This window comes from Microcoleus sp. BROC3 (genome assembly GCF_036702515.1).
Taxonomy (GTDB): domain Bacteria; phylum Cyanobacteriota; class Cyanobacteriia; order Cyanobacteriales; family Microcoleaceae; genus Microcoleus.
The window spans coordinates 38921-52019 of record NZ_JAUBTQ010000016.1; the positions used below are offsets into that span (position 1 = coordinate 38921).

The following is a 13099-nucleotide window of genomic DNA, read 5'->3' on the forward strand; positions in this document are numbered from 1 at the left end:
ATCTTGCACCATTTTCAATTACTTGTTTGGGAACAGGCCGGAAAGCCTGTTCCACAAGAGATGAATTTTATTGTGGAACAGGCCGGAAAGCCTGTTCTTGACAATGGTGCAAGATGTGGGTTAAAAAAAGAATCTAATTCACAAAACCGGAACTCATTGCTGTATCAACTCTCCCTTACTTCCCGGAGCGAGTTAATTTCCGTAAACGTCTGCTCCGGATCGGACTTCAACCCGCCTTGAATGTAATTCAACTTCACTTCTTCTAACAAATCCGACAGCAGCGACTGCAATTCCCCGAGAGTTTTCTCATCTTGCAATTCTCGCCGCAAACTTTGATTAAATTCTTGGCTGAAATTATCTAGAATTTTTCGACCTTTATCGTCTTCATAAGTAGTAGCTACCACATCCACAGCAGTTTGAGCCAAATAATTCGCTAGCTGTTCCGTCATCTCAGTAGGCAAAATATTAATCGGAGAGAAAGTTTGCAGGATTTGATAGAAATCCGACTGTTTGATTGTTGTTTCCAAATTGTGGTGCAGCAAATCTTCCAAATCCGGTTGCACCTGCGGCAAAACTTTGTAAATTGTCAGATCCAAAATCCGCTTGGTAATTTGTTCGATCGTATTTTCCTGATTGACGTGAAGGTACGGCTGCTGCGCCAGCAACATCTGCGCCGCGTCGCCCTGTTTTATCGAACTTTTAGCTTGATTGATAAACCGCACCATCATGTATTCCGACATCGTATTGGCTAAATAAGCCACCGGTTCGTAGGTAACTTGAGCAACTACGCGATCGAGATTTACCCAACCCGACTTGTGCAGCCGCACCAATACCGGCAGAATCCGCCACCCCTGCCAAATCGGTATCACCAGAAACACTTCGTACCAGCGCCTCAGCACAAAATCAAACCAAGTTACCCCCGGTTTACGGCGGGTGTGGAACAGACTTTTAATCAAAAATTCCGCCCCAAAAAAACCGATAAACAACGCATCAATTCGCCAAAACTGGTCGGCGCTTTTCAAATATTCCGGATTTGGCAAACTTGAATCAATGCCTTTAATCGGGTCGTAAATTTTAACTAAACCCGGAAAATAGCTCTGATAAACAGGGCGCAACTGAAGGTAACTGAAATGGAAAAGTACCAGCAAAAAATTGACCACCGCTACTAATGCGCTCAGTTTTGCCCAAGAAATTGCTTTTTTGGACAACTTTACATCGGTGGTGTTAACAGTTTTGTGGGAATCTGACATAAAAGTAATTTTCCGAATTTGCTAGTCGATAAATCTATCTTGTGGCCGACGCTAAAAAACTCTTAACCTATTAAGATCCCTTGGTGGACGACAAGTATAAGGAAACCAAATGCCGTGAACATAAAAACAGTCATATCGCTGCTCAAACAAACTTTTACTGAATGGCAAGAAGATAAAGCGCCAACCCTAGCCGCCGCCCTAGCCTATTACACAGTCTTCTCCCTGGCCCCGCTGCTAATTATCGTAATTGCGATCGCCGGTTTAGTCTTTGGTCCAGACGCAGCCCAAGGTCAAATCGTCGCCCAGCTCCAAAGTTTAATCGGCAAAGATGGTGCCCAAACCGTCCAAGAACTAATCCTCAAAGCCTCCGAACCCAAGTCGGGAATGATTGCTACTCTAGTCGGCATCGCTACACTTTTGTGGGGTGCTTCCAACGTGTTTACTAATCTTAAAGAAGCCCTCAATACTATTTGGAATGTTTCACCTCCTCCCGGACGCGGAATCTGGGGATTTTTGCAAGACCGCGTATTGTCTTTTGCAATGATTTTAGGCATAGGCTTTCTACTGCTAGTATCTTTAGTAATTAGTGCCATTTTAGCCGCCGTCAGCTATTGGTTGAACGACTGGCTGCAATTACCAATCAACATTTGGCAGATTGTGGACTTTGCTCTCTCCTTTGGCGTAGTTACGCTGCTTTTTGCCTTAATTTACAAACTTTTGCCCGATGTCAATCTTGCCTGGAATGATGTTTGGATCGGCGCCGCCATCACCTCAGTGCTGTTTACGATCGGCAAATCCCTAATTGGAGTTTACCTCGGAGGTAGCGGTATTGCCTCTACCTACGGTGCTGCTGGCTCGTTTGTGATTATCCTGCTTTGGATTAATTATTCCGCTCAAATTCTGTTCTTAGGTGCCGAGTTTACCCAAGTTTGGGCTAACCGATACGGCTCCAGAATGCAAGGTTCGCGAAAGAATATCCTCAACAGCGAAAACGGGGAATCCTCCGCACGCAAACATAGGAACAAGTCTTAACATTAGACAAACGGGAAATTTGAGGTTAAATTCGCACTCCTGGTTTGACAGAAGAAGGCAGAAGGCAGAAGGCAGAAGGCAGAAGGCAGCCCAGAAAAATTTTGAATGCAATAATTTTGCTTTTTTTTCTATCGCCTATAACATTCTGTCTTTGGGATGACCTACTTCTGCTTTCTCCAAAGCCCTACCTATCGATCCAGAGGAGTAAAAGTTCTACCTTCGACTGACCTGGTATCTCGAACAGCAAGCTGTAAGCAGGTTTGAGTTTGACACCTACTTAAATCCGGGAAATTCCCTTCACCCTCGTTCATTTCCATTTAGATTATCTAGATTTTTATCTGCTGCACGTCTCTGTCAGCAGAAGGAAGTTCTCTTTCAATTTTTCCCTGCAACTTATCCCTGAAGGATGATTTACCGATCCCGCATTTTGACTTTAATACTCATTAGCTAGAAGATTCCAGTCCCGGCCCAGCAGCCAAAATAGCACTTTCAATCTTCTCCGGCAAGTTATTTTTAAATTGTGGTAAACAATCATGATTTTATTAACTAAAAAACGCATCGCCCTCATCTCCGTACACGGCGATCCGGCTGTGGAAATGGGCAAAGAAGAAGCGGGCGGGCAAAATGTTTACCTGCGTCAAGTATGGGAAGATCTGGCGAAACAGGGGTGGCAAGTTGATATGTTCACCCGCTCAGGCGATCGCCAACAAGCAAGAATTGTAGATCACAGTCCCATTTGCGGGACAATTCGGCTAGTAGCAGGGCCGCAATAATTTATTGCCCGCGACGAAATTTACGGATATTTGCCAATCTTTGTTCGAGAATTTCAGAAATTTCAGTTATAGTCAGGCTTTCAATATCCCTTAGTTCACACAAATTACTGGCTTTCTTCTTGGGTGGGAATAAAGTTGAAAAAATAGCAACCCCTGCTGCAAGTTCACACTTACCATTCTTTGGCAGCAATTAAATACAAGTCGGTTTCGACAATTCCGATGATTGCCAAAACCAGGCTGCAAGTCGAAAAAACACTTTTGGAAACAGCCGATCGCGTGGTGGCTACCAGTCCCCAAGAAAAAGAACACATGAGGTCTCTGGTTTCCTCAAAAGGAAATATTGACATCATTTCCTGCGGTACCGACATTGAAAGGTTCGGCTCGATCGCCCGATCGACCGCCCGCCGCCACTTGGGCATAGCCCCCGAAACCAAAGTCGTGTTGTACGTCGGCCGTTTCGACCCCCGCAAGGGCATAGAAACCTTAGTCCGCGCCGTCAGTCTGTCGGCCGTGTCCAAAGCCGATAAAACTCATAATTGGCGCTCTTTGGCGTGCGGGGGAAAGCGACGCCAAAGAGCGCGATCGTATCGGCAGCATAGTTGAAGAACTCGGCCTGAGCGACATTACCAGTTTTCCGGGCAGCTTGAGCCGAGACATTCTCCCCGCCTACTACGCCGCCGCCGATGTGTGCGCCGTTCCCAGCCACTAAGAACCATTCGCTTTAGTCGCCATTGAAGCGATGGCCTGCGGCACGCCGATAATCGCCTCCGACGTGGGAGGGTTCAAATATACTGTAGTGCCGCAAGAAACAGGTTTGCTTGCGCCGCCGAAAAATGAAGCTGTTTTTGCCGATGCGATCGATCGCTTGTTACTTGACTCAGTATGGCGCCAGCAACTCGGACACACAGGCCGCCAGCGCGTCGAAACCTATTTCAGTTGGGACGGTATCGCCTCCCAACTCAGTCAACTTTACACTCAACTGCTCGAACAATCAGCCCTTCAGCTTGACCCGGTGAGCGCTTAGTAGTATCACTTAGTATGGTTGAAGCCAGTTTCCCTCGATCCCCTGTCCCTCATCCGTTCTCACTGGGAACCTTCAACTAGAAGTGATATCAGGAGGTACTCTTGTACGCGCCAGAACATCTGGGAAGCCATCTGCAACCCATTTCAGACATCGAGCTAATTCGCCTCTGGGTGGAGCGCAAATCCCCCCGCAGCAAGCGCTTTAGCTGGCAGGCGGCCAACCGTTTTCGGCTGTTTGTAGAAAAACCGCTGGCAGAAGTGACTCTGACTGATGTCGAGACTTTCGCTGCAGCAATGAGATCTCGAAAACTTGCACCCGGTTTCTACAAGCAAACCTTGCTAGCGCTGAAATCGCTGTTCGCCTTCGGCCAGCAAACGGGAATCTTGCCCGCAGCCATCCCCCTGCACGGGTGGCCGGTGCGGCAGCGCAGGCAACTGTCCAAACGCCTCCGTTTTAGAATCTCTTGGACTTTGTTAATCTGTTTGTGCTTTTTCTTAGGTCGAATGACGCCGAGGCTGCTGTGGGCACAATCGGTCTCGCCAGAAAGCTCGCCCGCCCCGAAACGCCTGCCGGAAGTTGCGGCGATCGATTCACCAGACAAAAGAGAGGATAACATCAAGCGCGATCGATCGCCGGAAACTGCAACCCTGAATTCACCAGAGCCCAGACAGGATAGCAGACTCGATAGCATCGGCCCGGAACGTCGAGTCAAAGCCTTTCTCGACACGATTGCCGCCGCCGAAGGAACCGCTAGCCCCGACGGCTACCGCACCCAGTACACCGGCACGAAATTTGTCGGCTTTCAAGATCATCCCAGGGAAATGAGGTGCGGCCGCCGCTACGGCAAAAAACTCTGTTCCGACGCAGCAGGGCGATATCAGTTTCTCAGCACCACTTGGGACAGATTTGCCAAAAAATTTGGCGTCCGCGATTTCAGCCCAGAAAATCAAGATTTGATGGCTATAGAGTTAATCCGAGAAAAAGGTGCATTAGAAGATATAGAAGCGGGTCGATTGGAGTCAGCAGTGAGAAAACTCGCTTACATCTGGCCTTCTTTTCGGCGTTATGGCGGTTCTGTAGAATCGTCAATGCCCAAACTTGAAGCAATGTACCTGCAAAATTTGGGGATTGACCGCCCGGGATTGGTTGTTAGCAATTAGTCAACAGTCCAAGGACGAGTTGAGATGCGAGTTTGGCAATTTTGGATTAAATTTTGACATCCTAAATTGAAAATGAGGGATTTATGGGTGATGTCTATTCTTCGGGAATTAAAAAATTAGGCTAATTTTCCATCTTCCATGTGAACGATGCGATCGGCAATATCCAAAATTCGGTTATCGTGGGTTACTAACAAAATAGTACAACCCTGTTCTTTGGCAAGTTGCTGCATCAAATTCACCACTTCGCGACCGGATTTGCTGTCCAGCGCGGCTGTCGGTTCGTCAGCTAGAACAATTTGCGGTTGACTGACCAAAGCCCGGGCGATCGCAATTCTTTGTTTCTGTCCTCCCGACAAATCATCTGGATAATAGTTAATCCGCTGTTCCAGTCCTACTAACTCTAGCATTTTTGCAGAGCGATCGCGCATTTGAGAACGCGACAAATTGCCGTGAACTTCCAAACCCATTTGCACGTTTTGCAGCGCCGTCAAACTGCGGTGCAAGTTGTGCGCCTGAAAAATATAGCCAATTTTGCGTCGCGCCTTTACCAATTCGTCTGAACTCGCTTTGCACATTTCTTGACCGATAATTTTGAGACTTCCCGATTGACCGGATCTCAGCCCGCCAATCAAAGTTAAAAGCGTAGTTTTTCCCGAACCGGAAGGCCCCGTCATCAGCACGATTTCACCTGCATTAATGTCGAGATTAATGCCAAAAAGCACCTGTTTTCGCAGTTGACCTTGACCGAAGTAGTGGTCGAGTTGGTGCGCGGAAATTACAGGTGCAGGAATGTGTAATGCGTTGGTTGTTGGGTAGAGAGTAGTAGAATTCATAACTTTTTGGTTTGAGGTTTAAGAATAAATCGCTTTCGTCGCGGCGGAGAACGGAGAGAAAGAAGAAGAGAATGATTTTATAAAAAATATGTTTGGAGTCAGGACTTTATACCAAATCGAGCTTTAATACCCCTTTATTTTTTAGTCGGCGGAGGCGGACTTCCTTTGTGTAGGGAAGGTTTCAACCACCCAGTCTGATAAAAGGTTTTATCACCCAGATTTTGCTCCTTCAGACTGTCTTCTTCATTTTCCCTTAAAACATATCTGCTGGATCGGCTGCTTGCAGTTTGCGAGTGGCAATTGCTCCAGAAATAGTACACATAATCACGTTCAAAAGTAATACTATAAATGCTCTTAGCAGCGTCATATAAAGGGGTAAATTTGTAGCTTGGCGAGTTAAAGAGTAGAGTCCGAAAGAGACTCCTACTCCCGGCAAAAAACCGAGGAGGGAAAGAATTAGAGCTTCTTCAAAAACGATGCCGAGTAAATAAACATTGCGGTAGCCCATCGCTTTGAAAGTAGCGTATTCTCCCATGTGATCGCTGACATCGGTTGAGAGAACTTGATAAACAATAATGACACCAACTACAAAACCCATCGCTACGCCTAAATTAAACACAAAGCCGATCGCAGTATTCTTAGCCCAATAGTTTTTCTCAAAATCGATAAATTCTTGTTTGGTTAGTACCTTGACATCCGGCGGTAAATATGCTTTCAAAACTTGTTGAACTTCCACGGGGTCAGCACCCGGTTGCAGTTGAATTAATCCGGCATTAACACTCGCGGCGTTTTGTCTCGCAAACAGGCGCAGGTAATTTTGATCGCTAGTCATCAAAATACCGTCGGCGGCAAAAGATGCCCCAACTGTGAATAAACCGCTGACGTTAATCGTGCGTCGCTCGACCTCAGCTTTAACGGCTTTTCCTCGATCGATTTGCGCGATCGTTCCTTGGTACTCTCCCCTAGAAGCTCGATCGAACAACACGGTATCCGGCAATTTAATCGCGCTCAAATTTTGGTTAACTTCTGGAAGCGCAAACGCAGGGCGATCGGGATTGAAACCGACCACCATCAGCGACGTTTCGCGCCGAGTTTCGGGATTTTTCCAGTTAGCAATTTTCACGTAAAGCGGCTCGGCTGATTTCACACCTGGTACGTTCATTGCTTGATACAATCTGCGCCTGGGGAAGGAAGACAAATTAATCAAATTGCGCGCTTGGGGGTGAATCAAAACTAAGTCTGTTTGCAAGGCTTGATGCAGCCGCGTATTGCTGGTGTAAAGCGCATTTTGAAAGCCTAACTGCATGAACATCAAAACGTCAGCAAAGGCAATTCCTGCTACTGCAACAGCCATTCGCCCTTTGTCGTGACTCAGTTGCAGCCATCCGAGGGAAGTTCTGCGTCTTAACTGTTGTAAGGGTTTTATGAGTCCAATCATAGGATTTTAGATTTTATATTTTGGATTTTGGATTGAAGAAAGCGACCCTGCGGTTTAAGTCTTCTTAATCTTTAATTTCCCCGATCGCCACTTTGACTTGCAAATTGGTTAATCCCGCTACTTTCTGGCTGGAAGCTTCATCTAAGCGCACTTTTACTTCCACAATTCGACTATCAATATTCGCAGAAGGATCGGTGTTAACAATGTTTTGCCGCTGCACTTGCAAACCAATATATTCGACAGTTCCCCCCAATTCGCCGGTCACAGCATCGCTAGTAATTTTGGCGGTTTGTCCGAGGCGTACTTTGTCCACATCGCTTTCGTAGATTTCCGCAACAGCCAGCATCTCGCGAGTTTGTCCGAGTTCGACAATGCCGTCGTTTCCTACCCTTTCCCCCGGATGCGTGTGAATTTTCAGGACTTGGGCGTCTCTGGGAGCACGGATGTAAGCTAGATCCAGATTGGCTTTGGCTTGTTTGGCTGCTGAAGTGGCGGAACTGACTTCGGCGGCGGCTGCTGCTATGTCAACGGGACGCACTTCGGCGATGCGATCGAGATTTGCCACGGCTTCATTAATCTGCTGTTGTCGAGATTCCTGAATTTGGCTGAGTTTGGCTTGGGCTTCGTTAATTTGCTGTTGGCGCGATAGTTGAATTTGATTTAATTTGGCTTGGGCTTCGTTAATCTGCTGTTGGCGCGATTGCTGAATTTGATTTAGTTTTGCCTTTCCTTCGTTGAGTTGCTGTTGAGTTGTTTCGGCGGCGAGGCTTTTGCTGTCGCTAGTTGAGGCGGAAATTGCTCCCTGTTCATAGAGTTGGGAGTACCGCCGATCCTCGCTTTGAGCGTTGCGGAGTTCGGCTTGTAGGCGGGCAATTGCGGCTTTTTGAGTTTGAATTTCCCCTTGCTGTTCGGCCCTGATGCGAGCAATTGTGGCTTGTTGCGCTGCAATTTCGGTGCTGCGATCGACTTCTAGGCGGCTGACGATCGCCTGTTGCGCTGTGATCTCGTTGCTGCGATCGGCGGATAAACGGCTAATAGTCGCTTTCTGGGCTTGGATTTCGCCGTTTTTGGCTCCTGCTTTCACTTTTGCTAGGTTTGCCTCAGCGACGCGCACCTGTTCTTGAGCTTGGTCGAGGGCGGCTTGCAGGCGATCGCGACTGTCCAAAATTGCGATCGCCTGACCTGTTTTCACCCTGTCTCCCTCTTTTACCAGGAGTCGATCGATCCGGTTTCCTTCCGCGGCACCGGAGGCGGAGACTTTAATTACTTCTCCTCTGGGTTCGAGTCGTCCCAAGGCTGTAACTGTCCTTAATTGGGATGCTGTGACGGCTGCTGCTGCTGCTACTGCGTTGGGATCGGGTATGCGCGATCGCCAGATCGTGTAGCCTGTGGTTCCCCCTGCCGCCAGGGTTGCTACTGCTGCCACAACTAGGAGTTGTTTAACTAGGGATGGATTTGAGGATAAGCCGTCGGCTGTTACTCGGTGTACCATGACACACCTCATCATTTAGGTTGCTAAAACTAAACCGTTTAGTTCTAATTGAAATACTAAACCGTTCAGTATAATGATGTCAAGACCCGAAGCAAGAATTACAAAGACAAGCGATGGCCAGGACAAAACCCAGCGAACCAGACAGCGCGGCAGCAAGTGACAAAACCGAGCAAATCCTGCAAGGTGCGATGCAAGAATTTTTAGCCCACGGCTACGCGGGCACGAGTATGGACAAGGTAGCGAAGACGGGAGGAGTTTCCAAAGCCACGGTTTACAGCTATTTTGCAGATAAAGAAGGATTATTCGTGGCCTTGGTACAGCGGCTGGCGCGAAAAAAAGTCCATTTTACAGTTCTGGATGAAGAACCGGCCGTAGCGCTGCGATTCGTTGCCACAACTATATTAGAGCAGGTGACCCAGGAACCTGAATTTCTCAATTTTGTGAGGTTAGTGATTGCGGAGTCGGGGCGTTTTCCCCAGCTAGCGCAGACTTTTGTGAGAAACTTAGCTAAACCGGGGATCGAGCGGCTCACTCAATATTTGGCATCGCATCCAGAGTTAAAATTATCCGATCCGGAGGCAACGGCGCGGATTTTTATTGGATCGCTGGTATATTTCCAGTTAACGCAGCATATGATGCACGGCAAAGATATTATCCCAATGGAGCGTGATCGACTGATCGACGGTCTGCTGCACTTGGTTTTATCCCCGCAGTCCAATTCCTAAGTGCGATCGACAGAATCTAGGAATTTTATTGGATAATTATTTAAATGCCATAAAGAGCGAGATCCCTTTATGGCTGCGATCGCAGGTTTTAGTCAGGTGTTTTTCCTAACCTTTCCCTCAATTCCTCAGCCGATAACTCTGGCAGTTGTTCTACAAACAATGTCAATTCTGCCACAGGCAACGCCAATAAATTAGTAACGGCTGTAGGCAGAATATCGCCCAATTCAGGCGATCGTATTTGCAACGCACTTTCAGCTAACAACTTCACCGCCTGTTCGCGCCCTGTTTCATCGACTGTCAGCATCGATATTGCCAGCAACAAAACTGTAAATTCCGCCGCCGCCAACTTGGATATTGGAGATAGAAAAACTGTCATTTTTGGACTTAATTCTCCAAATCTAACTCGCAGAAAGTTTTCTAAGATTAAGCGCTGTTGTTCTTGTCTGCCTCGTTCTAGCCCTTGTTCTAGTCCTTGTTCTAGCCCTCGTTCTAGTCCTTCTTCTAGTCCTTGTTCTAGTCCCTGTTCTAGTCCTTCTTCTCTAGCTTGTTGCTGTGCTGCTTGTATTTGTTGTTGAAAAAGTGGTGCAATGGCCATAATTAACTCCCGCTCTTCTGGCTCTAATTCTTGTGGCGCATCGGTTACTAAATTTGACTGTAACCGATACAGCAATTCTAGCGCGATAATCCGCAACGGATCGTCTGTAGCTAAAGCGCTTAATTGGGAAATAGCCCTTTGCTGCACTCCCCCTTTGCCCAAAATCCTCAACCACAGGGTTTCTGGAGTTTCTGGCAACTGGTGAATCGCCACAATTGCAGTCCGCAAAGATTCCCCCAAAAAATAAATTCCCTGCATCCAATTATCTGTGTCTGGTATCGCATTAAAGCTATCTACCAATGCTTTCGATGCTGTGGGCATCAAAATCCACAGTTTCGGTAACTGAGCATCATCATAGCGAGTATTTTCTCTCCTAAATTTGCGCTCCAATTCACCTCGCACGTCCAATAACTTGCCCAGACAGCTACAAATTTCGCTGACGTTGGCCGGATTGCAAAACGGTTCAAAAATTGCCGTTGTGTTTGCCATTTTTCCCAACAATCCCAGGGTTTCTGAGTATTCGGGAATTGCGGTGCTGGGAGTGAAATAAACATCGATTTCTCGGACTTCTGAAGTCACATCGCGGCCGATATTAACCGTTCCGAGCGGCGACAGCAATTCCTCCAGGTATTCTTTGGCAAAGAGATCGTGAATAAATCGCGTCATAGAAATTATTTCAAACAGTAAATATATCTTTTAGCCGTTTTCTCACCCATTCTACAGGATTTTCATCCTCTTCTGCGGCATCTACCAATTCCATTTCTCGCAATAATTTCTGTCTCTCGCGGAGTTCTTCTTTGTGTTTGACTATTTCTTTAATAATCTGTTCAGATAAATCCGGTCGTTCAGTTAAAACTTTCTGGAAACCTTCTTTATTGATGGCAAACAAAATTGTTTCTTCCAAAGCTCTTACCGAAGCAGTTCTGGGGATGCCCAACATCAAAGAAAGTTCTCCGAGAAACTGACCACTACCTAGGTTATTCAGATGTTTGTCAATAGCTTCTACAAAAACTTCTACTGAACCTGAAAGAATCATGTAAAAAGCATCTCCGGGGTCGTTTTCGTGAAACAAAAATTCTTGCGATCGCAGCCTTTTGCGGTATCCAACTTCAATCAACTGCCGCAATTCAAGATCGGTCAGGTTTTCAAAGTATTCCACCTCTCGCAGCAAACAGCTAAGGGACGATGGCTTTTTCAGTTTCTCTGCCAAAATTGGCGGTTTCTGCTCATTTTCCGAGTAACTCTTCGGGAGATCAATTGCAGTTTCTTTTTTGTTGAACATTGACAACAGAACTTCGGGGTTTTGCAAATAAATTTCTCTGTCATTGAAGGGAAATTCGATTTTCTGGTGGCGGAAATTGTATTCAATTGCAAAATTCAAAGAACTTTTAATTAATTCTCTTTCAGTCGGCCTGTCCGTCCAAACTAAAAGTTCAAATTTAAAACTATCATCGCCAAACTCTACAAACAATACTTTCGGATTCGGTTCGTATAAAACTCCCGCTTCCGCGTAAGCAATATTTAACAGAGTTTCTGTCACTAACAGCGGGTTACTATTCTCGGCTACTTCTACGGGAACTCGCAAACATAGTAGCGAGTTTTCGTAACTCCAATTAACAATTTTGTTGCTAATCATTTTGCTGTTGGGAACTATAACGCTAGAGTCCTCAGTGGTTTGGATGATGGTCGATCGAATCGAGATTTTTTTGACGATTCCCATTAATCCTTCTAATTCCACAAAGTCTCCGACTTTCACAGGCCTGTCTAAAAGCAGCGTTAACCCACTGACAAAGTTAGTTGTTAAATCTTGGATTCCGAAGCCAATTCCCACTCCCAATCCCCCCGCAACTACTGCAAAAGAAGCGAGGTTGAAGCCGATGCTTTGGATGGCGACTATCACGCCCAAAGCTACTATTAAATACCCAATAATTACTGCGATGGCTTCCCTGTTTCCCTCGTCAATTCCCAGTCTGACTAGCAAGCGTTCCTTAAGAAAGTTGGTAAAAGATCGTGCTATGACAAGGATCGCCATAAACAAGACTATTAGTTCCACCAGTGACTGCAGCGATACAGGATTCTCGCCTATTTTAAATAGGGTTGCTGTAAACAGTTGGAAAAGCTGTGTTAATAATTCTTCTGGTATTGCGTTCAAATTAAAGTCAGTAAATAATATTATTTTTGTTTCCATTTTTTAAGCCGTTGGCAGTAAGTAATAAAGTCCTTAGTTCTCCGTCTGACAATAAAAAACTGAACTCGTTATCACGAATTTTGACATATTTTTAGGGTAAAAAAACTGAATTGCTGACATATATCTGTGGTTGCTCAGACTACGACGCCTTTATCCGTCTTGCCAATTTTTAGGATATAATTTCCTCCCATACCTAGGGTTAGCGTGCCACATTTTCAAAATAGCGGAATCATCTATTATTAATGCCAATCCCCCCTACTAACTTTAGTCAACGTTAACTATCTGGGAGTTTAGCATACTTTTAGCGAAAAGTTTGTTGATTTTCTGTGATAAAATTAATCAGGGATTATGGAATAACTGTTTAAGTGGACAAGTCAAATCTCCTAATATTACAATGAATTTAACTGGTGGGAGAGATATTTCTATCACTAGGCCAGTTGCGTCCGTATTGTGTATATATAAGAATATCTAACTGAAAATTTAACGGATCTAGCTAAAATTGAGAACGTTCCCAGAATACTTGGCATTCTACCGACATTGCGGACAAATTAAAACTTAATTGCATTTGTCAATCCGTAAAATTACTGAA

9 protein-coding genes and 1 pseudogene are annotated in these 13099 nt (G+C 45.8%); 4 read left to right on the plus strand and 6 right to left on the minus strand.

All coding sequences use genetic code 11. The annotated features are described in order from the left end of the window. Positions 1 to 164: 164 nt before the first annotated feature. The gene (locus tag QUB30_RS12555) at positions 165 to 1250 is read right to left on the minus strand and encodes a hypothetical protein (RefSeq protein ID WP_333333629.1); all 1086 of its coding nucleotides are present in this window, start codon (positions 1248 to 1250) and stop codon (positions 165 to 167) included. A gap of 114 nt (positions 1251 to 1364) precedes the next feature. Here QUB30_RS12555 and QUB30_RS12560 point away from each other — a divergent pair, with 114 nt between their 5' ends. The 3 genes and pseudogenes from QUB30_RS12560 to QUB30_RS12570 all read left to right on the plus strand — a co-directional run bounded on the left by QUB30_RS12560 (position 1365) and on the right by QUB30_RS12570 (position 5239). Next, positions 1365 to 2282, plus strand: coding sequence for a YihY/virulence factor BrkB family protein (locus QUB30_RS12560; protein WP_333333631.1), 918 nt, complete (start codon positions 1365 to 1367; stop codon positions 2280 to 2282). 533 nt (positions 2283 to 2815) lie between these two features. Beyond that, positions 2816 to 4079, plus strand: a pseudogene (locus QUB30_RS12565) (glycosyltransferase). 101 nt (positions 4080 to 4180) lie between these two features. Further along, a complete protein-coding gene (locus QUB30_RS12570) occupies positions 4181 to 5239 on the plus strand; it encodes a glycoside hydrolase family 104 protein (RefSeq protein WP_333333633.1) in 1059 nt (352 codons plus the stop codon). Between the two features lie 116 nt (positions 5240 to 5355). Here QUB30_RS12570 and QUB30_RS12575 read toward each other — a convergent pair whose 3' ends face one another. The 3 genes from QUB30_RS12575 to QUB30_RS12585 form a co-directional block, all read right to left on the minus strand. Next, the gene (locus QUB30_RS12575; RefSeq protein ID WP_333333635.1) at positions 5356 to 6072 is read right to left on the minus strand and encodes a DevA family ABC transporter ATP-binding protein; all 717 of its coding nucleotides are present in this window, start codon (positions 6070 to 6072) and stop codon (positions 5356 to 5358) included. A gap of 253 nt (positions 6073 to 6325) precedes the next feature. Continuing rightward, positions 6326 to 7510, minus strand: coding sequence for an ABC transporter permease DevC (devC, locus tag QUB30_RS12580; protein ID WP_333333638.1), 1185 nt, complete (start codon positions 7508 to 7510; stop codon positions 6326 to 6328). 64 nt (positions 7511 to 7574) lie between these two features. Then, positions 7575 to 9002, minus strand: a complete 1428-nt coding sequence (locus QUB30_RS12585; protein ID WP_333333742.1) for an HlyD family efflux transporter periplasmic adaptor subunit — start codon at positions 9000 to 9002, stop codon at positions 7575 to 7577. Positions 9003 to 9115: 113 nt separating this feature from the next. Here QUB30_RS12585 and QUB30_RS12590 point away from each other — a divergent pair, with 113 nt between their 5' ends. Beyond that, positions 9116 to 9727 carry a TetR/AcrR family transcriptional regulator gene (locus QUB30_RS12590; RefSeq protein ID WP_333333640.1) on the plus strand — a complete coding sequence of 204 codons (612 nt, stop codon included), beginning with the start codon at positions 9116 to 9118 and terminating at the stop codon, positions 9725 to 9727. A gap of 88 nt (positions 9728 to 9815) precedes the next feature. Here QUB30_RS12590 and QUB30_RS12595 read toward each other — a convergent pair whose 3' ends face one another. Continuing rightward, entirely contained in the window at positions 9816 to 10988 is a 1173-nt protein-coding gene (locus QUB30_RS12595) for a flagellar assembly protein H (RefSeq protein WP_333333642.1), read from the minus strand. A gap of 10 nt (positions 10989 to 10998) precedes the next feature. Then, positions 10999 to 12510 (minus strand): mechanosensitive ion channel domain-containing protein, encoded by a 1512-nt coding sequence (locus QUB30_RS12600; RefSeq protein ID WP_333333644.1) that lies wholly within the window; start codon positions 12508 to 12510, stop codon positions 10999 to 11001. Positions 12511 to 13099 lie beyond the last annotated feature (589 nt).